Here is a 17,822-nt window from a genome sequence, read left to right on the forward strand (position 1 = left end):
GTCTGATCACCATGCGCTGGACCGCCGCCGACATCCCTGACCAGTCCGGCCGGATCGCCCTGGTCACCGGGGCCAACAGTGGCCTGGGTCTGGAAACCGCCCGCGCCCTGGCGGCCCGCGGCGCCACCGTGCTGCTGGCCTGCCGTTCCCTGGCCAAGGCGGAGCAGGCCCGCGAGGAGCTGCTCACCGCCGCCGCTTCCACCGGCGCCCTCGACCTGCTGCACCTCGACCTGGCCGACCTGGCCAGCGTGGCCGCCGCCGCCGCCACCGTCGCCGAGCGCTACGGCCGCCTCGATCTGCTGATCAACAACGCCGGCGTCATGGCGCCGCCCCGCCGCCTCACCCGCCAGGGTTTCGAGCTCCAGTTCGGCACCAACCACCTGGGCCACGTCGCCCTCACCCTCGCCCTGCTGCCCCTGCTGCGCGACCGCCCCGGAGCCCGGGTGGTCACCGTCACCTCCGGGGCCCAGTACTTCGGCCGCATCGCCTTCGACGACCTCCAGGGAGAGCGCCGCTACGACCGCTGGCGGGCCTATGGCCAGAGCAAGCTGGCCAATGTGATGTTCGCCCTGGAGCTGCAGCGGCGCCTGGCCGACCAGGGCAGCCCCGTCCTGTCCCTGGCGGCCCACCCCGGCTTCGCCCGCACCAACCTCCAGCCCGCCTCGATCGCCGCCACCGGCTCCTGGTTCGAGCCCCTCGCCTACCGGCTGATGGATCCGCTCTTCCAGAGCGCCGCCATGGGGGCCCTGCCCCAGCTGTTCGCCGCCACCGCCCCCCAGGCCAGGCCCGGTGGTCACTACGGTCCCGACCAGTGGGGCGGCCTGCGGGGCTGGCCCACCGAGGTGCGCATCGCCCCGGCGGCCCTCGATGCCGACCAGTGCCGGCGCCTCTGGGACGTGAGCCTGGAGCTCTGCGGCGCCGCCGCCCCCCTGCCGGCCCTGGCCTGAGCCTGTCCCAGGGCCATCCCCCGTAGACTCATCGGCTGCCGACCGCCCCCCATGCCCCGTGCCCGCGTCGGATCCTCCAGCAAGAGCGCGGCTCCCGACATCGCCCTGCGCACCCTCACCGGCGGCAGCCTCGAGGACGTGATCCGGGTCCGTGGGGCCCGGCAGCACAACCTGCGCAACGTCGATCTCACCATCCCGCGCAACCGGATGGTGGTGTTCACCGGCGTGAGCGGCAGCGGCAAGAGCTCCCTCGCCTTCGACACGATCTTCGCCGAGGGCCAGCGGCGCTACGTGGAGAGCCTCTCCGCCTACGCCCGCCAGTTCCTCGGCCAGGTGGACAAGCCGGACGTGGATGCGATCGAGGGGCTCTCGCCCGCCATCTCGATCGACCAGAAGTCCACCAGTCACAACCCCCGCTCCACCGTCGGCACGGTGACGGAGATCCAGGACTATCTGCGCCTGCTGTTCGGCCGCGCCGGCGAACCCCACTGCCCCCAGTGCGACCGCTCGATCAAGCCCCAGTCCATCGACGAGATGGTGGACCAGATCCTCACCCTGCCGGAGGGCACCCGCTACCAGCTGCTGGCCCCCGTGGTGCGGGGCAAGAAGGGCACCCACGTGAAGCTGCTGGCCGGCCTGGTGGCCGAGGGCTTCGCCCGGGTGCGGATCAACGGCGAGGTGCGCGAGCTGGCCGACAACATCGAGCTCGACAAGAACCACGCCCACCACATCGAGGTGGTGGTCGACCGGCTGGTGGCCCGCGAGGGCATCAACGAGCGCCTCACCGATTCCCTGCGCACCGCCCTCAAGCGGGGCGAGGGCCTGGCCCTGGTGGAGGTGGTGCCCAAGGCCGACGAACCCCTGCCCGAAGGGGTGGAGCGCGAACGTCTCTACTCCGAGAACTTCGCCTGCCCGGTGCACGGCGCCGTGATGGAGGAGCTCTCGCCCCGCCTGTTCTCCTTCAACAGCCCCTACGGCGCCTGCCCCGACTGCCACGGCATCGGCCACCTGCGCAAGTTCACCGTGGAGCGGGTGGTGCCCGATCCCTCCCTGCCGGTGTACGCCGCCATCGCCCCCTGGAGCGACAAGGAGAACAGCTACTACTTCTCCCTGCTGTTCAGCGTCGGTGAGGCCTTCGGCTTCGAGCTCAAGACCCCCTGGAACGAGCTCACCGACGCCCAGCGCGCGGTGCTGCTGCAGGGCAGCCAGGAGCCGATCGCCATCAAGGCCGACAGCCGCTACCGCAAGAGCGAGGGCTATGTGCGGCCCTTCGAGGGGATCCTGCCGATCCTGGAGCGCCAGCTGCGCGATGCCAGCGGCGAATCCATGCGCCAGAAGCTCGAGAAGTACCTGGAGCTGGTGCCCTGCGCCAGCTGCCACGGCCTGCGGCTGCGTCCGGAGGCCCTGGCGGTGCGGGTGGGCCCCTACGCCATCCACGAGCTCACCTCGGTGAGCGTGGCCGACAGCCTGGAGCGGATCGAGGCCCTGATGGGGGTGGGTGCCCATGAAGGGGCCGAGCCCCTGCTCAGCAGCCGCCAGATCCAGATCGGTGACCTGGTGCTGCGGGAGATCCGCATGCGGCTCAAGTTCCTGCTCGATGTGGGCCTGGATTACCTGAGCCTGGATCGGCCCGCCATGACCCTCTCCGGCGGGGAGGCCCAGCGCATCCGCCTGGCCACCCAGATCGGTGCCGGCCTCACCGGCGTTCTGTACGTGCTCGACGAGCCCAGCATCGGCCTGCACCAGCGCGACAACGACCGCCTGCTGGCCACCCTCACCAAGCTGCGCGACCTGGGCAACACCCTGATCGTGGTGGAGCACGACGAGGACACGATCCGCGCCGCCGATTATCTGGTGGACATCGGCCCCGGCGCCGGTGTCCATGGCGGCCACATCGTCGCCGAGGGCTCCCTCGAGAACCTGCTGGCCGCCGAGGCCTCCCTCACCGGGGCCTACCTGAGCGGTCGCCGCTCCATCCCCACCCCCGCCGAGCGCCGCGATGCCGGCAGCCGCCGGCTCACCCTGGTGAACTGCACCCGCAACAACCTCCAGGGCATCGACGTGGAGATCCCCCTCGGGCGGCTGGTGTGCGTGACCGGGGTGAGCGGCAGCGGCAAGAGCACCCTGGTGAACGAGCTGCTGCACCCGGCCCTCGAGAACCGCCTCGGCATGAAGGTGCCCTTCCCCACCGGGCTCGAGGAGCTGCGGGGCATCAAGGCGATCGACAAGGTGATTGTCATCGACCAGTCGCCGATCGGCCGCACCCCCCGCTCCAACCCCGCCACCTACACCGGCGCCTTCGATCCCATCCGCCAGGTGTTCGCCGCCACGGTGGAGGCCAAGGCCCGCGGCTACCAGGTGGGGCAGTTCAGCTTCAACGTCAAGGGCGGCCGCTGCGAGGCCTGCAGCGGCCAGGGGGTGAACGTGATCGAGATGAACTTCCTCCCCGACGTCTATGTCCAGTGCGACGTCTGCAAGGGGGCCCGCTACAACCGCGAAACCCTCCAGGTGACCTTCCGGGGCCACACCATCGCCGATGTGCTGGAGATGACGGTGGAGCAGGCCGCCGAGGTGTTCGCCGCCATCCCCCAGGCCGGCGAGCGTCTCAGCACCCTGGTGGACGTGGGCCTCGGCTACATCAAGCTGGGCCAGCCCGCCCCCACCCTCTCCGGCGGTGAGGCCCAGCGGGTGAAGCTGGCCACCGAGCTCTCCCGCCGCGCCACCGGCAAGACCCTCTACCTGATCGACGAACCCACCACGGGCCTGAGCTTCTACGACGTCCACAAGCTGATGGACGTGATGCAGCGTCTGGTGGACAAGGGCAATTCGATCCTGGTGATCGAGCACAACCTCGATGTGATCCGCTGTGCCGACTGGCTGGTCGACCTCGGACCGGAAGGCGGTGACAAGGGGGGCCAGATCGTGGCCGTCGGCACCCCCGAGACCGTGGCCCAGAACGCCGCCAGCCACACCGGCCGCTACCTGCGGCACGTGCTGGAGCAGCATCCCCCCATCCCCCTCGCGGCCTGATCCATGGCTGAACTCACCCCCGCCGCGGTCCTCTCCCAGGAGCAAGCGGCCCTGCTGCGCATCGTCTGCACCGTCGCCTGGGCCGACGGCGAATGCTCCAGGGCCGAGCGGGAGCTGCTGGCCGACCAGGTGGCCACGCAGCTGCACGGCGACAGCCCCGACAGCCTCGCTGAAGCGCAGCTGGAGGCCTTTCTGGCCGAGCGGCTGCCAGTGGCGGGCCTGGACGATCTGGTGACCCAGCTCCCCGGCTCCGACGACCGCCAGCTGGCCCTGAAGCTCAGCTACATGATGGTGCGCGTGGGCCGGCGCTCAGCGGAGGAGCCCAGCATCAACGCCCAGGAACGGGTGGCCTACCGCCAGCTGGTGGAGCTGCTGGGCCTGGAGGACGCCAGGATTCAGGAGATCGAGTGGGCGGCGGAGGCCGACCTGCCGAAAAAGGAGGGGCTGGCCCAGCTGCTGGCCGAGCTCACCGCCGGCTGGCGCACCCCCTGAGGCCTCAGGGCAGGGGCTCCTCGCCGCTGCCGCTGGGGTAGGCCTGGTTGCTGTCGGGCATCCAGTAGCTGAGGTCGTTGTGCCAGTAGAGCCGGCCGGGCACCCTCTGGGTGCTCAGCTTGGTCTTGCCGAGGGCGGACATCAGCTGGGTCATCTCGATCGGCGAGAGGTCGGTGACGATGTCGTTGCCGGCGATCTCCAGCAGGGCCGGCAGCTTGGCGATCGTGGCCGGCTGGGCCAGCTTGCTGAACACCTGGGCCATCACCAGCCGTTGGCGTTCCATCCGGCCCAGATCGCCCCGCTCGTCGTGACGGAAGCGCAGGAACCCCTCCAGGTCCTTGCCCTTCAGCAGCTGCCTGCCGGGGTAGAGGTCGATGTAGAGGCCCTGGGCGTTGTCGACGTAGTACATGCGCTTGGGCACATCCACCTCGACGCCTCCGAGGGCTTCGGCCACCTTGTTGACGGCGTCGAGGTTCACCTTGAGGTAGCGCTCCACCGGGGTGGCCAGCAGGGTGCCCACTTCCGCCTTGGCGGTCTGGATGCCGCCGAGGGCGAAAAGGGAATTGGCCTTCACCACCCCCAGCTGGGGCGATTCGATGAAGGTGTCCCGCGGCACCTGGGTGATGTGGGTGATGTCGCCATCGAGGCGCACGGTGAACATCACGTCGGTGTTCTCGCCGACGGCGTCGCGGCCGAGCACGAGGATCGGGCGGTTCTCGATCGTGAGGGGATTCAGCACCGCCCCGATGCCGCGCGAACTGGGAATCAGGCCGGCGAGGAACGGGGCGAGGCGCGCCGGCAGGGGGCCCGCCATCAAGGCTCCGACGGCCACACCGATGCCGAAGGTGAGCAGGGGCCGACGCCGGGAGCGCTGCGGGGCCGGGGGCCGCTGCTTCGGATCGGGCCGGGTGCTGGTCTTCTCAGGCAGGGCCACCGCTCCGAGTTCCCTCCTCTGCTGGGCTTTCCGGGAGCGAGAGAGCCTCGATGGTGAATGGGCCTGAGTCATTGTGCTACCCGGAGGGGCGCACCATAGGGCTTGAAGCGCCGAAAAACCAGTGGTGGCGACGGTTTAGCTGCTGGTCTGCACCTGAACGTGTGCGGCGGCCCCATCGGCGCGCCGGCGGGCCTCGGCCTCATCGGCGCCGCGGGCCAGGGCCACCCCCAGGCGTCGCCAGGGCCGGGCCTCCGGTTTGCCGAAGATCAGCACCTGGGTGTCCGGCACCGCCAGGGCCTGCTCCAGCCCCAGGTAGGTGGGGCTTCCGGCACCCGGTGCGTCGTCCGCTCCGGCCAGGATCACCCGGGAGGCCGCCGCTCCGAGGCTGCGGATCTCCGGGATCGGCAGCCCCAGCACCGCCCGCAGGTGCAGCTCGAATTCGTTCAGGTTCTGGCCCACCAGCGTCACCAGGCCGGTGTCGTGGGGTCGGGGTGAGAGCTCGGAGAACACCACCTCCTCGGTGCCGGGCTCGCCGCAGAGGAAGAACTCCACCCCGAACAGGCCGGCGCCGCCCAGGTCATCGGTGACGGCCCGGGCCATCGCCTGGGCCGCCGCCAGCTGCTCCTCCCCCAGCCGGGCCGGTTGCCAGCTGCACTGGTAGTCACCCCGTTCCTGGATGTGGCCGATCGGCGGGCAGAACAGGGTGGGGCCCTGCCACTGGCGCACCGTCAGCAGGGTGATCTCCAGGCCGAAGCGCAGGAACTCCTCCACGATCACCCGCGCCCCCTCGCCGCGGGCGCCGGCCATGGCCGCCTCCCAGGCGGCTTCGATCCCCTCGGGGCCCTGCACCACGCTCTGCCCCTTGCCCGAGGAGCTCATCACCGGCTTCACCACCACGGGCCAGCCCAGGGGCGCCGCCGCGGCCGCCAGTTCGGGGGCGCTTTCGGCGTAGTCAAAGCGGGCGGTGCGCAGCCCCAGTCCGCCGGCGGCCAGGTCACGGATGCGGTCGCGGTTCATCGTCACCGCCGTGGCCCGGGCGGTGGGAATCACCGTGAGGCCCTCCGCCTCCAGCTCGGCCAGGGCATCCACCGCCAGGGCCTCGATCTCCGGAATCACCACGTCGGGCCGATGGCGCCGCACCACCGCCTTGAGCTCGTCGGGGTCGGCCATGGCCACCACCTCGCTCACCTGCGCCACCGCCATGGCGGGGGCACCGGCGTAGCGATCGACGGCGATGACGCGGCAGCCGAGCCGCTGGGCGGCGATGGCCACCTCCTTGCCCAGTTCGCCGCTGCCCAGCAGCATCACCGTCCGCGGGAAGGGGGAAGGGCCTGGTGCCATGTCTGGGGTGCGGATCAGGCGATCCTGACGCGGCGCGCGCCCCTTCCCCTAACGTGCCGCGATGCCTGCGGCTCTCCCCGTGATCTCCCAGGGCTTCGGCCCCCTGGCCCCCCGAATCCTCGCCTTCAGCACCGCCGGTGACGCGGCCAACGGGTTGCTGCCCTTCGGCTGGAGCGTCTCTGACTTCCAGACCTGGACGCTGGTCTACCTCGGGGTGTCGTCCCTGGCCTTCGTGGTGGTGTGGCTGGTGGGGTACCTGCGCCGCTGAGGGCCCTTGCTCTCCACGCACAGGGCTGGGCTCAGGGGGGGCTGGGCTCAGGCGCCGGGCTCGTCCAGCAGGGTGAGCTGGCTCTCGGCCGATTCCTCACTCACGAACCCGTAGGCCCCGAACACCGCCGGATCGGGGTGGGTGATGCGCTGCCCCTCCGGGTGCCGCTCCACCTGGAAACCCTCATCGGCCATGCGGCGCATCAGGGCCGCGGCCTCCTCCAACCGTGCCGCCATCGCCTCCAGGCTGGCGCAGTCGGCGGTGAGACCCGTTTCCTTCCAGGTGAAAAACGCCATGGCCGAGGATGCGACGGAGCGGCGGGGGATCGCCAGGATCGGCGACAGGACTGCGGCTGCTCAGGGCAGCAGCACCAGCCCCACCAGCACCAGTATCAGGCTGGCGCCCCAGAGACCGAGCACCACCTGCTGCTCCGGCAGTCCCCCGAGCTCGAAGTGGTGGTGCAGCGGTGCCATGCGGAACAGGCGACGCCCCTGGCCGTCAGGGCCCTTGGTGGCCTTGAAGACCCCCACCTGCAGGATCACCGAGAGGGATTCGGCCAGGAACACCCCGCCCATCAGCAGCAGGGGCCAGAGGCTGTCCGTGAGCAGCGCCACCGAGGAGAGGGCCGCCCCCATGGCCAAGGAGCCGGTGTCCCCCATGAACACCCGGGCCGGGTGGCGGTTCTGGCTGAGGAAGCCGAGCCAGCAGCCCGCCATGGCGGTGCAGAAGGCGGCCAGCACCGGATCGCCCCCGTGCCCCCGCAGCATCAGCTGCAGCCCCATGCCGGTGAACACCACGGCACCGCAGCCCGCCGCCAGGCCGTCGAGTCCGTCGGTGAGGTTGGTGGCGTTGCTCTCGGCCAGAAACACGAACAGGGCCAGGGGCCAGATCAGCAGCCCGAGGGTCAGCACCCGGCCGAAGGGCAGCCCCAGATCGCCGGGCACCCCGCCCCCCAGCCAGCCGCCCTGGTGGGCCCAGACCAGGAAGCCGACGGCGGCCAGGGCCTGGAGCAGCAGCTTGCCCCGGGGGCTCAGGCCCGTGTTGGTGCGGCGGGTGAGGCTGCGCCAGTCGTCGACGGCGCCGATCGCCATGTAGGCCAGGGTGACCGCCGCCACCGCCAGCGGGCGGGGATCCTGGGGGCTGATCAGCCCCCCCACCAGCACCCCCACGGGCACCACCAGCAGGCCCCCCATGGTGGGGGTGCCCGCCTTGCTGTGGTGGGCCTGGGGCCCCTCATCGCGGATTACCTGGCCGAGCTTCAGGGCCCGCAGCCGCGGTACTCCCAGGGCTGCCACACCGGCGCTGAACAGGGCCGCCACCACCAGCGGCAGGGTCAGCATGGAATTGGCCACCAGGACATCGCTGGCCAGGCAGGCGCCCAGCAGGATCAGGGCGAGCAGGGCCGCAGGGAGGCGGCCGTCGCGGGAGGCCATCGGAAACGCTGCAGGGTGAAGCCGGCGCGGGCCGTCAGTCCTCCCAGTCTTCCTCCGAGGGCTCGTCGGCCGGGTTGTAGTCCTCTTTCTCGCCCATCAGCGCCGACAGCTCCTCCTCCTCCACCGTGCTCACATCGGTGCTGGCGGTCTCCTCGTCGGCGACCAGGCGGCCGCTGGCCTCGAGCAGGCTCAGCAGATCGGGCTCATCCCGCAGCGGCAGCACCGGCGCCGGCTCGTTGCGCCGGTAGCGGGTCAGGGAGGGGTTGATGGTGTCGAGAATGCTCATGCCGTCAGGCTGGGTCGTCAAGGACCGACTCATCACTCTATCGCGCCGCCCCCATGACCCCATCCAAGTTCCTGGAGGTGGGCCGTCTCTGGTCGGCGGCCCTCCTGCTCAGCACCCTGCTGGCCGCCGCCGGCCTGCGCTGGCCCCAGCCCCTGCCGGTCCAGCCGGCGCTGGTGGCCGCCCTGGTGCTGGGGCCGCCGCTGCTGCTGGCCCTGGTGGTGCTGCTGCGCTGGCGGCTGCCGCCGGCGGACCAGGGGGGAGAATGACCCCCAGGCGCCAGAATCGGGCGCCACAGCGCAGGAGCGGCACGGATGGCGACGTTGGGGCAGCAGGGGGCGGGCGCGGCACCGCCCGTGGGCACGCCGCGTGCCGAGCGGGTGGTGCTCGCCTATTCCGGTGGTGTCGACACCAGCGTCTGCATCCCCTACCTGATGCGCGAGTGGGGGGTGAAGGAGGTGATCACCTTCGCCGCCGACCTCGGCCAGGGCGATGAGCTCGAGCCGATCCGGCTCAAGGCCCTGGCGGCAGGGGCCAGCCAGTCGCTGGTGGACGATCTGATCGATCCCTTCATCCGCGAGTTCGCCTTCCCGGCCATCCGGGCCAATGCCCTCTACGAGGGGCGCTACCCCCTCTCCACGGCCCTGGCCCGCCCCCTGATCGCCCGACGCCTCGTCGAGGTGGCCCGCGAGGTGGGGGCCGACGCGGTGGCCCACGGCTGCACCGGCAAGGGCAACGACCAGGTGCGCTTCGACGTCGCCATCGGCGCCCTGGCCCCCGACCTGAAGGTGCTGGCCCCGGCCCGGGAATGGGGCATGAGCCGCGAGGAGACGATCGCCTACGGCGAGCGCTGCGACATCCCGGCCCCGGTGAGCAAGAAGTCCCCCTATTCCATCGACCTCAACCTGCTGGGCCGCAGCATCGAGGCCGGCCCCCTGGAGGATCCGATGGTGGAGCCGCCGGAGGAGGTCTTCGCCATGACCCGGTCGGTGGCGGACGCCCCGGCCGAGGGCCAGGTGGTGGAGATCGCCTTCGAGCAGGGCAACCCCGTGGCCATCGACGGCGAGCGCCTCGATCCGGTGGCCCTGATCCGCCGGGCCAATGCCCTGGCGGGGGCCCATGGCTTCGGCCGCCTCGACATGATCGAGAACCGGGTGGTGGGCATCAAGAGCCGGGAGATCTATGAGACCCCGGGCCTGCTGCTGCTGATCCGCGCCCACCAGGAGCTGGAAAGCCTCACCCTGGCCGCCGACGTGCTGCGCTACAAGCGTCAGATCGAGATGAGCTGGGCGGATCTGGTGTATCAGGGCCTCTGGTTCGGGCCCCTCAAGGACGCCCTCGACGGCTTCCTCGACCGCACCCAGGCCACGGTCAACGGCTTGGTGCGGATCCGGCTCCAGAAGGGCAGCGCCACCGTGGTGGGGCGCTCCAGCGCCAGTGACAGCCTCTACGTTCCCGATATGGCCACCTACGGTGCCGAAGACCTCTTCGACCACCGGGCCGCCGAGGGCTTCATCTACGTCTGGGGGATGCCTACGCGGTTATGGGCCGCCCGTCGTCGTGGCGACTGATCTTCTGGGGGGCCCCTTCACCGCCCAGCCGCAGGGCCCGCTTCAGGGCCTGGCCCCATCCCTGCTTCCTGGCCACGGTGGGCACCAGCAGCGGCTGGGGGCGACCTGAACCGGAGGGCGGTCCGTCGGCCGCGGCGGGGTTGAGGCTGTAGAGCCGGTCCCGCAGGGCCTGGTTGTCGGCGAGCAGGTGCTTCTGGTGCTCCATCACCGTGGCCAGACGCTGCTGGAACTTGCGCTCAAAGATCTCCGGCAGGTCCTCCAGCATTTCGTGTAGGGCCTTCAGCTCATCACGAGCGGCGGCCAGCTCCATCTCCAGCTGCTGGGCGTCGTGACCGGTGGTGGTGATGGCCAGGCTGGTGGGGCTGGCGGTGGCGGGGCCAGGGGTGGCCGCCGTGGCTGCGGCCGGCGGTGCCACGGACGCCGGGGGGACAGGCGCCATGGCATGGCCGAGATCGTCCGTGACGGGCTCGGCGGCGATGGGGGGCGCATCCGGGACGGCGGGGACGTCCCCGAAGCTGAAGCTGGTGGGTGGTGGCCCCGGCAGGGGGGCCACCGGCTGGCCGGGCGTCAGCACACTGGCGGCCGGTGGCGGCGGACTGGAGGGCCAGCTGGAAGGAGGAAAGGCCGGCTGGGCCGGCAGCCCCCGCGACGCCGGTCTGCCTTCCGGGCCGGCCTCATCGCCGTCCGTGGACCTGTCCGTCGCCGTCATCGCCTGGCACCCATTGGGCGGACTTTAGGCCCAGGGAACAGGGGAGAACAAGCCGGCTCAGGCCGTCGCCGCTTCGGTGGGAGCCACCTCGACCGCCGCGCCGGGGACGCTGCGGGGCGGGGGCATGGGACCGTCCTGGATGACGGTGAGGTAGCGGATCACGTCCTCGGAGAGACGCATGGCCCGCTCGAGCACGGCCACCTGCTGGCCGTCACCGCTGTGGTTGAGCTGCACATAGATACCTTCCCGATGCTTGGCGATCGGGTAGGCCAGGCGACGCTTGCCGCGCATCTGCGTGTCGAGCACTTCGGCGCCGGCCTCGACGACGATGTCGCGGTACTTGGCGACGTGGGTCTCGACTTCCTCCTCCGGGATGTCCGGCCGGAGGATGTACATCGTTTCGTAATAGGGCTGCGTCATGGTCGCCTGTGGAGGGGCTGAAGGGCACCGAGGCCCGTCAGCGACGAATCCAAGACCTTATCGCAGCGCCGTAGCGCCCTTCAGAAGAGCTGCATGCGCACCGCCTCGGAGACGGTGGGGATGTCGGCCTCCTTGCCCCGCAGGCTCTGGACCACGGAGAACAGCACCAGCAGCACCGTGCCCAGGAAGATCGTGTTGGAGAGGGTGCGGATGGCGAAGCCGGCGCCGAGGGGTGCCAGCACCGTGTCGAAGGCCAGGCTGAGCAGCACCAGGACGATGTCGATCAGGATCGCCTGCAGCACGTTGAAGCGGATCGGGTAGGGCACCTTGGGGTTGCGCACCACCAGCAGGAACAGCAGCAGGAACAGCACGAGGCCGCCGAAAGGGACGGCCTGCTCCAGGACCACCAGGGGCAGGGCCGGCAGTGCCAGCCACTGCAGCAGGGGAAACATGTCGAACAGGGCCTGGCCGAAGCGCAGGGCATCGCTCAGCGGCAGCAGGTAGGCCAGGGCTCCCAGCAGCCGCTGCCAGATCGGGGGACCTTCCATGGGGGCGCTGGCTTGATGCGGACGGTTCCCGCAGGCTAGGGGGCCCCCAGCCGGGCCAGGGCGGCCTCCCGCATGGCGATGACCGGCACGTCCCGCCGGCCGCTCCAGAGCCGCAGGGAGGCGGCCCCCTGCTGCACCAGCATCTCCAGGCCGTCGATGGTGCGGCAGCCCCGGGCGCCGGCCAGGCGCAGCAGGGCCGTGGGCCGGGGCGTGTAGATCAGGTCGTAGACCGTGGCGTCCGGCCGCAGCAGGGCCACCTGCTCCGAAGTCAGGGGCGAGCGCGCCGCCGCCGCCGGATCCCCGCCGGAGGCCATGCCCAGGGGCGTGGTGTTCACCACCAGGTCGGCGCCCGCCAGCGCCCCGGCCAGGGGTTCCGCCCGGTCGGCCGTCGCGGAGTCCCAGGCCAGGGGCTCCAGGCCGGGGGCCCAGTCGGCGCAGGAGGCGAGGAATCGCTCCAGTCGCGTGCCGTCACGGCCCGCCACCCGGATGCGGTCCAGGCCCAGCTCCACCAGCCCCGCCACCACCGCCCGTGCGCTGCCGCCGCAGCCCAGCACCAGGGCCTCGCGGGCGGCCAGGGCGCGCAGCGGCGCCAGGAACCCTTCCACATCGGTGTTGGCGCCCAGCCAGCCGCCGCCGTCCCGTCGCACCAGGGTGTTCACCGCCCCCAGCCGCCGCGCCAGGGGCGTCAGCTCCTGCGCCAGCGCGGCCGCGGCCTGCTTGTGGGGCAGGGTGACGTTGAGGCCGCGGCAGTCGATCGCCTCCAGGCCCTGCAGCACCACGGCCAGGTCCGCCGCCGCCACCGGCAGGGCCAGGTAGACCCAGTCGAGGCCCAGGGCGGCGAGGGCGGCGTTGTGCATCGCCGGTGAGAGGGAGTGGCGCACCGGATCCCCCAGCACCCCCGCCAGGGTGGTGCCGCCACCGATCGCCGGTGCTGCCTGGGGGGTCGCCATGGGCTCGGGTGAGCAGCTGCCGCCCGACCGTAGATCCCCCGGATCCCAGGCTCCGACAGGCCCAGACCCGCCTCCCGGTACGGCACCGGTTCGGGAACCACCCCTCGCCTGGGTGAACCCTGGATGCGGAAGATGGCTCCAGTCAGAACTTCATCCACACCAGGAGGTGGTCATCCATGGGCAAGGTCGTCGGTATTGACCTCGGCACCACGAACAGCTGCGTCGCCGTGATGGAGGGCGGCAAGCCCACGGTGATCGCCAACGCCGAGGGCTTCCGCACGACGCCGTCGGTGGTGGCCTACACGAAGAACCAGGACAAGCTGGTCGGACAGATCGCCAAGCGCCAGGCGGTCATGAATCCGGAGAACACCTTCTATTCCGTCAAGCGCTTCATCGGCCGTCGGGTGGATGAGGTCAACGAGGAGTCGAAGGAAGTCAGCTACGGCGTCGAGAAGGCCGGCGCCAACGTCAAGATCAAGTGCCCGGTGCTCAGCAAGCAGTTCGCCCCTGAGGAGATCTCGGCCGAAGTGCTGCGCAAGCTGGCCGAGGACGCCGGCAAGTACCTGGGCGAAACCGTCACCCAGGCGGTGATCACCGTTCCGGCCTACTTCAACGATTCCCAGCGGCAGGCCACCAAGGACGCCGGCAAGATTGCCGGCCTTGAGGTGCTGCGCATCATCAACGAGCCCACGGCCGCGGCCCTGGCCTACGGCCTGGATCGCAAGAGCAACGAGCGCATCCTCGTCTTCGACCTCGGCGGCGGCACCTTCGACGTCTCCGTGCTGGAAGTGGGCGATGGCGTCTTCGAGGTGCTCTCCACCAGCGGTGACACCCACCTGGGCGGCGACGACTTCGACAAGGTGATCGTTGATCACCTGGCCGACAGCTTCAAGGCCAACGAGGGCATCGACCTGCGCCAGGACAAGCAGGCCCTGCAGCGCCTCACCGAGGCGGCTGAGAAGGCCAAGATCGAACTCTCCAGTGCCACCCAGGCCGAGATCAATCTGCCCTTCATCACCGCCACCCCCGAAGGTCCCAAGCACCTCGACCTCACCCTCACCCGGGCCAAGTTCGAGGAGCTGGCTTCCAAGCTGATCGACCGCTGCCGGGTGCCGGTGGAACAGGCGCTCAAGGACGCCAAGCTCTCCACCAGCGAGCTCGACGAGATCGTCATGGTGGGCGGCTCCACCCGCATCCCCGCCGTGCTGGAGCTGGTCAAGCGGATCACCAACAAGACCCCCAACCAGACCGTCAACCCCGATGAGGTGGTGGCGGTGGGTGCCGCGATCCAGGGCGGTGTGCTGGCCGGCGAGGTGAAGGACATCCTGTTGCTCGATGTCACCCCCCTCTCCCTGGGTGTGGAGACCCTCGGCGGCGTGATGACCAAGATGATCACCCGCAACACCACCATCCCCACCAAGAAGTCGGAGGTGTACTCCACGGCCGTCGACGGGCAGACGAACGTGGAGATCCACGTGCTGCAGGGCGAGCGTGAGATGGCCTCCGACAACAAGTCGCTCGGCACCTTCCGCCTCGACGGCATCCCCCCGGCCCCCCGGGGTGTGCCCCAGATCGAGGTCACCTTCGACATCGACGCCAACGGCATCCTCAGCGTCACCGCCAAGGACAAGGGCAGCGGCAAGGAGCAGAGCATCTCGATCACCGGCGCCTCCACCCTCAGCGACAACGAAGTCGACAAGATGGTGAAGGATGCGGAGGCCAACGCCGCGGCCGACAAGGAGAAGCGTGAGAAGATCGACCTGAAGAACCAGGCCGAGACGCTCATCTACCAGGCCGAGAAGCAGCTGGGCGAACTGGGCGACAAGGTGGCCGCCGAGGACAAGGCCAAGGTTGAGGGCTTTGCCAAGGACCTCAAGGAGGCCCTCGAGAAGGACGACTCCCCGGCCATCAAGGCCAGCCTCGAGGAGCTGCAGAAAGCCCTCTATGCCGCCGGTGCCTCCGTGTACCAGCAGGCCGGGGCCGAGGGTGCCGCCGCCGGCGCCGCCCCCGGTGGCAATGGCAACGGCACCGCCTCGGCCGCCGATGACGTCATCGACGCCGAGTTCACCGAGAGCAAGTGATCCGTCGGCCGAGTGCCGCGGATCCGACAGCCACGGCCCCCCTCACCAGGGGGGCTTTTTCATGCCTGCCGCAGCGTTCAGCCGTCGGTGGGGCGGGCCTCGATCTGCTCGGCCGCCCAGGCGGCGCTGGCCGGCGCCAGCAGGATGCCGTTGCGGTAGTGGCCACTCGCCAGCAGCAGCCCCGGGGCCGGCTGCTCCAGCAGGGGGGCCGGCCGGCCGAGGGGGCGGGGGCGCAGGCCCTGCCAGCGGCGCACCACCCGTGCCTCCCGCAGCCACTCCGGTGCCGCCCCCCCCAGGTCCCGCAGCCCGCTGAGCTGGTCCGGGTCGGCCTCGCGGCCCGGCTCCAGGGTCGCCCCCAGCCACAGGCGTCGGCCCCCCTCCAGGTCGGGACGGGGCACCAGGTTGACGCCCCGCCACACCACCGCCCCGGGCCAGTGGGTCAGGAGCGGGGTGTCCAGCTCCAGCTCCAGGGCCTGGCCCAGCACCGGCTCCAGCAGCCGGCGGCCACCGTCCCCCCCGGCGGGCACCCCCGCGGCCGTCTCCACCAGCGGGCCGCTGGCGCTCCCCGCCGCCAGCACCACCCACGCCGCCCGCTCCGCGCCGCCCCCGGCCAGGTCCACCCGCCAGCCGCCGCCATCGGGCCGTAGGGCCACGGCCGCCTCCGCCCGCACGGTCAGGCCCCGTTGCCGGCCGTCCGCCGCCAGGGCCGCCAGGGCCGATCCCGGATCCAGCTGGCCGTCGCGGCCGGAGTGGAGCCCCGCCAGGCAGGGCTGGGGCAGGCCGGGCTCGAGCTGCTCCAGCCGCCGCCGGTCCCAGGGCTCCAGGGGCAGGCCCAGGGCCCGCTTGCGGGCACCCAGCGCCGCGAGCCGTTCCTCCTCGTCCCCTTCGGCCGCCAGCAGCAGCACCCCGGAGCGGTAGGGGATCGGATGCCCCCGTTCGGCCAGCTCGTGGCGCCACCGGGTCCAGAGCTCCAGGCTGCGCTGACGCAGCTCCCAGGCCCGGCCCCGGTCGCGGTGGAAGCTGTCGGCCATCAGCACCCCGAGGGCGGCCAGGCTGCCGCTGCGCCCGGGGCCCTCGCCCGGGCCGGCGCCATCAATCAACAGCACCGTGTGGCCGCGGCCCTGGAGCCACCAGGCGCAGGCCAGACCCACGATGCCCCCTCCAATCACGATGACGGAGGTGCCGGAAGACGCCAAGGGGAACCCTCCCGCCTCAGGAGGGGTTGCGGGGCCCGCCGGGGTGAGGGTCAGGCGTCGTCGCCGCTGGCGATGGGCTGGGGCGCGGGGGTGTTGGGCGAGGGGGCCGGCGGCACGGCGTTGGACACCTTGGCCTCGGCGCTGAAGGATTCGGCCAGGGCGATGGCCTCGGCCGGAATCACCTCGGCATAGGCGCTGAAGCCGGTGGCCACTTTGATGTAGTCCTTGCGCAGGTTCTCACCGTCCTGCAGACGGGCGGCCTCATCGAGCTTGGCCAGGGAGGCCTTCAGCTTGGTGGCCCGCTTGGTGGCTTCGGCCCGGTCGGCGGGCAGGAGGCGCTGGTTGATGTAGAGCATCTGGCGACCCAGATCCTGCATCGGGCCGTGGATCAGGTTGCGGGTGAACACCCAGTTGCGCTCGTTGACCAGGTCGGCCAGTTCCGGCAGGCGCTCCTTCGCCGCCAGGAAGCCTTCGGCCTGGCGGGCGATCAGGGTCATGTCGGTGGGGCTGATCGTCGGCGGCTTGCGGGTCTGGTCGCCCGAGCAGGCCACCAGGGAAACGCTGAGCACCAGGGCCACGGCGAGCAGGCTGAGGCGGCGCAGGACACCCATCAGGGAGAAGGGCGCGGGAATCGTCGCGACGGCCATGGGACGGTGCTGTGACGTGGCTGGCGCCGTGACTTTACCGGCCCGACTGCGCCACGATGCAGCTTCCGACCGATCCGTTCCGGATTCATTGATGCGTTCCCCCACGGCGATCCTGCAGCTGATCTGCCCCGATCGGCCAGGGCTGGTGAGCGAACTCTCGGGCTGGGTGGCCGCCAACGGCGGCAACATCCTCCATGCCGACCACCACACCGATGCGGGGGCGGGGCTGTTCCTGAGCCGGATCGAATGGGCCCTGGAGGGGTTCGGCCTGCCCCGTGAGGCGATCGTTCCGGCCGTGGCGGCCCTGGCGGGGCGCCTCGGCGGCGAGGGCCATGTGCATGTCTCCGATGCCCTGCCCAGGGTGGCGATCTTCGCCAGCCGCCAGGACCACTGCCTGGTGGACCTGCTCTGGCGCACCCGCTCCGGCGAGCTGCCGATGCAGGTGCCCCTGGTGGTGTCCAACCACCCGGATCTGGAGGCGCTGGCGGTCGATTTCGGCGCCCGCTTCGTGCATCTGCCGATCACGGCGGCCACCCGGGCGGAGGTGGAGCAGGCCCAGCTGGCCCTGCTGGAGGCGGAAGGGATCGAGCTGGTGGTGCTGGCCAAGTACATGCAGGTGCTGAGCCCCGCCTTCCTGGCCCGCTTCTCCCAGGTGATCAACATCCACCACTCCTTCCTGCCGGCCTTCCAGGGGGCCCAGCCGTACCACCGGGCCTGGGAGCGGGGGGTCAAGCTGATCGGCGCCACCGCCCACTTCGTCACCGAGGAGCTGGACGGGGGGCCGATCATCGAGCAGGCCACCATGCACGTGGGCCACCGCGACGAGGTGGAGGACCTAATCCGCAAGGGCCGCGACACCGAACGGCTGGCCCTGGCCCGGGCGGTGCGCCTGTTTCTGCGGCGACAGGTGATGGTCTACCGGGGCCGGACCGCCGTGTTTGATTGAGCCGTCTCCCGGGACCCGCCGTCGGT

General features: G+C 71.1%; 18 protein-coding genes and 1 pseudogene. 8 read left to right on the forward strand and 11 right to left on the reverse strand.

Annotated features, from left to right (window positions below):
- The first annotated feature begins 11 nt into the window (after positions 1-11).
- Genes CYAGR_RS11300 through CYAGR_RS11310 form a run of 3 tightly spaced genes read left to right on the forward strand, consistent with a single transcriptional unit; the run spans position 12 to position 4,469 of the window.
- Positions 12-947: an oxidoreductase gene (locus CYAGR_RS11300; RefSeq protein WP_015109944.1), complete on the forward strand. Its 936-nt coding sequence runs from the start codon at positions 12-14 to the stop codon at positions 945-947.
- 51 nt (positions 948-998) lie between these two features.
- Entirely contained in the window at positions 999-3,977 is a 2,979-nt protein-coding gene (uvrA, locus tag CYAGR_RS11305) for an excinuclease ABC subunit UvrA (RefSeq protein WP_015109945.1), read from the forward strand.
- Between the two features lie 3 nt (positions 3,978-3,980).
- Complete coding sequence (locus CYAGR_RS11310) at positions 3,981-4,469, forward strand: tellurite resistance TerB family protein (protein ID WP_015109946.1); 489 nt, start codon at positions 3,981-3,983, stop codon at positions 4,467-4,469.
- A 4-nt stretch (positions 4,470-4,473) separates the two neighbouring features.
- Here CYAGR_RS11310 and CYAGR_RS11315 read toward each other — a convergent pair whose 3' ends face one another.
- Both CYAGR_RS11315 and purT read right to left on the reverse strand, forming a co-directional pair.
- A complete protein-coding gene (locus tag CYAGR_RS11315; protein ID WP_245552511.1) occupies positions 4,474-5,403 on the reverse strand; it encodes an LCP family protein in 930 nt (309 codons plus the stop codon).
- Positions 5,404-5,538: 135 nt separating this feature from the next.
- Positions 5,539-6,744: a formate-dependent phosphoribosylglycinamide formyltransferase gene (gene purT, locus CYAGR_RS11320; protein ID WP_015109948.1), complete on the reverse strand. Its 1,206-nt coding sequence runs from the start codon at positions 6,742-6,744 to the stop codon at positions 5,539-5,541.
- A gap of 61 nt (positions 6,745-6,805) precedes the next feature.
- On the opposite strand from purT, the gene CYAGR_RS11325 reads away from it, so the two are divergent.
- A complete protein-coding gene (locus tag CYAGR_RS11325; RefSeq protein ID WP_015109949.1) occupies positions 6,806-7,012 on the forward strand; it encodes a hypothetical protein in 207 nt (68 codons plus the stop codon).
- Positions 7,013-7,059: 47 nt separating this feature from the next.
- Here the strand turns inward: CYAGR_RS11325 and CYAGR_RS11330 are convergent, their stop codons facing one another.
- The 3 genes from CYAGR_RS11330 to CYAGR_RS11340 are packed head-to-tail and all read right to left on the reverse strand — an operon-like array spanning position 7,060 to position 8,731.
- On the reverse strand, positions 7,060-7,308 hold the full coding sequence (locus tag CYAGR_RS11330) for a hypothetical protein (protein WP_015109950.1): 249 nt from the start codon (positions 7,306-7,308) through the stop codon (positions 7,060-7,062).
- Positions 7,309-7,368: 60 nt separating this feature from the next.
- A complete protein-coding gene (mraY, locus tag CYAGR_RS11335; RefSeq protein WP_015109951.1) occupies positions 7,369-8,445 on the reverse strand; it encodes a phospho-N-acetylmuramoyl-pentapeptide-transferase in 1,077 nt (358 codons plus the stop codon).
- A gap of 34 nt (positions 8,446-8,479) precedes the next feature.
- Positions 8,480-8,731, reverse strand: a complete 252-nt coding sequence (locus CYAGR_RS11340; RefSeq protein WP_015109952.1) for a DUF3134 family protein — start codon at positions 8,729-8,731, stop codon at positions 8,480-8,482.
- A 53-nt stretch (positions 8,732-8,784) separates the two neighbouring features.
- Here CYAGR_RS11340 and CYAGR_RS11345 point away from each other — a divergent pair, with 53 nt between their 5' ends.
- Both CYAGR_RS11345 and CYAGR_RS11350 read left to right on the forward strand, forming a co-directional pair.
- Positions 8,785-8,997 (forward strand): hypothetical protein, encoded by a 213-nt coding sequence (locus CYAGR_RS11345; RefSeq protein WP_015109953.1) that lies wholly within the window; start codon positions 8,785-8,787, stop codon positions 8,995-8,997.
- A gap of 45 nt (positions 8,998-9,042) precedes the next feature.
- Positions 9,043-10,299, forward strand: coding sequence for an argininosuccinate synthase (locus CYAGR_RS11350; RefSeq protein WP_015109954.1), 1,257 nt, complete (start codon positions 9,043-9,045; stop codon positions 10,297-10,299).
- On the opposite strand, the gene CYAGR_RS16580 is transcribed toward CYAGR_RS11350, so the two are convergent.
- The 4 genes from CYAGR_RS16580 to CYAGR_RS11370 form a co-directional block, all read right to left on the reverse strand.
- Positions 10,262-11,008, reverse strand: coding sequence for a hypothetical protein (locus CYAGR_RS16580; RefSeq protein WP_015109955.1), 747 nt, complete (start codon positions 11,006-11,008; stop codon positions 10,262-10,264). The genes CYAGR_RS11350 and CYAGR_RS16580 overlap by 38 nt on opposite strands.
- A gap of 57 nt (positions 11,009-11,065) precedes the next feature.
- The gene (gene rpsF, locus CYAGR_RS11360) at positions 11,066-11,428 is read right to left on the reverse strand and encodes a 30S ribosomal protein S6 (RefSeq protein ID WP_015109956.1); all 363 of its coding nucleotides are present in this window, start codon (positions 11,426-11,428) and stop codon (positions 11,066-11,068) included.
- An 80-nt stretch (positions 11,429-11,508) separates the two neighbouring features.
- On the reverse strand, positions 11,509-11,976 hold the full coding sequence (locus tag CYAGR_RS11365) for a Tic20 family protein (protein ID WP_015109957.1): 468 nt from the start codon (positions 11,974-11,976) through the stop codon (positions 11,509-11,511).
- Between the two features lie 35 nt (positions 11,977-12,011).
- Positions 12,012-12,926, reverse strand: coding sequence for a shikimate dehydrogenase (locus CYAGR_RS11370; RefSeq protein ID WP_015109958.1), 915 nt, complete (start codon positions 12,924-12,926; stop codon positions 12,012-12,014).
- A 176-nt stretch (positions 12,927-13,102) separates the two neighbouring features.
- Here CYAGR_RS11370 and dnaK point away from each other — a divergent pair, with 176 nt between their 5' ends.
- Complete coding sequence (dnaK, locus tag CYAGR_RS11375) at positions 13,103-15,007, forward strand: molecular chaperone DnaK (protein ID WP_015109959.1); 1,905 nt, start codon at positions 13,103-13,105, stop codon at positions 15,005-15,007.
- A gap of 77 nt (positions 15,008-15,084) precedes the next feature.
- On the opposite strand, the gene CYAGR_RS11380 is transcribed toward dnaK, so the two are convergent.
- Entirely contained in the window at positions 15,085-16,203 is a 1,119-nt protein-coding gene (locus CYAGR_RS11380) for an NAD(P)/FAD-dependent oxidoreductase (protein WP_015109960.1), read from the reverse strand.
- A 158-nt stretch (positions 16,204-16,361) separates the two neighbouring features.
- Positions 16,362-16,817, reverse strand: a pseudogene (psbQ, locus tag CYAGR_RS11385) (photosystem II protein PsbQ); the annotation flags it as partial.
- 124 nt (positions 16,818-16,941) lie between these two features.
- Between psbQ and purU the strand changes: the two are divergent.
- Positions 16,942-17,796 carry a formyltetrahydrofolate deformylase gene (gene purU, locus CYAGR_RS11390; RefSeq protein WP_015109962.1) on the forward strand — a complete coding sequence of 285 codons (855 nt, stop codon included), beginning with the start codon at positions 16,942-16,944 and terminating at the stop codon, positions 17,794-17,796.
- Positions 17,797-17,822 lie beyond the last annotated feature (26 nt).

It is taken from the genome of Cyanobium gracile PCC 6307, assembly GCF_000316515.1.
In the GTDB taxonomy this organism is placed as follows: Bacteria; Cyanobacteriota; Cyanobacteriia; order PCC-6307; family Cyanobiaceae; genus Cyanobium; species Cyanobium gracile.

Bases quoted from the DNA above. Each gene is read 5' to 3' on its own strand.
- CYAGR_RS11300 (WP_015109944.1), top strand. From the start codon at position 12: ATGCGCTGGACCGCCGCCGACATCCCTGACCAGTCCGGCCGGATCGCC.
- uvrA (WP_015109945.1), top strand. From the start codon at position 999: ATGCCCCGTGCCCGCGTCGGATCCTCCAGCAAGAGCGCGGCTCCCGAC.
- CYAGR_RS11310 (WP_015109946.1), top strand. From the start codon at position 3,981: ATGGCTGAACTCACCCCCGCCGCGGTCCTCTCCCAGGAGCAAGCGGCC.
- purT (WP_015109948.1), bottom strand. From the start codon at position 6,744: ATGGCACCAGGCCCTTCCCCCTTCCCGCGGACGGTGATGCTGCTGGGC.
- CYAGR_RS11325 (WP_015109949.1), top strand. From the start codon at position 6,806: ATGCCTGCGGCTCTCCCCGTGATCTCCCAGGGCTTCGGCCCCCTGGCC.
- CYAGR_RS11330 (WP_015109950.1), bottom strand. From the start codon at position 7,308: ATGGCGTTTTTCACCTGGAAGGAAACGGGTCTCACCGCCGACTGCGCC.
- mraY (WP_015109951.1), bottom strand. From the start codon at position 8,445: ATGGCCTCCCGCGACGGCCGCCTCCCTGCGGCCCTGCTCGCCCTGATC.
- CYAGR_RS11340 (WP_015109952.1), bottom strand. From the start codon at position 8,731: ATGAGCATTCTCGACACCATCAACCCCTCCCTGACCCGCTACCGGCGC.
- CYAGR_RS11345 (WP_015109953.1), top strand. From the start codon at position 8,785: ATGACCCCATCCAAGTTCCTGGAGGTGGGCCGTCTCTGGTCGGCGGCC.
- CYAGR_RS11350 (WP_015109954.1), top strand. From the start codon at position 9,043: ATGGCGACGTTGGGGCAGCAGGGGGCGGGCGCGGCACCGCCCGTGGGC.
- CYAGR_RS16580 (WP_015109955.1), bottom strand. From the start codon at position 11,008: ATGACGGCGACGGACAGGTCCACGGACGGCGATGAGGCCGGCCCGGAA.
- rpsF (WP_015109956.1), bottom strand. From the start codon at position 11,428: ATGACGCAGCCCTATTACGAAACGATGTACATCCTCCGGCCGGACATC.
- CYAGR_RS11365 (WP_015109957.1), bottom strand. From the start codon at position 11,976: ATGGAAGGTCCCCCGATCTGGCAGCGGCTGCTGGGAGCCCTGGCCTAC.
- CYAGR_RS11370 (WP_015109958.1), bottom strand. From the start codon at position 12,926: ATGGCGACCCCCCAGGCAGCACCGGCGATCGGTGGCGGCACCACCCTG.
- dnaK (WP_015109959.1), top strand. From the start codon at position 13,103: ATGGGCAAGGTCGTCGGTATTGACCTCGGCACCACGAACAGCTGCGTC.
- purU (WP_015109962.1), top strand. From the start codon at position 16,942: ATGCGTTCCCCCACGGCGATCCTGCAGCTGATCTGCCCCGATCGGCCA.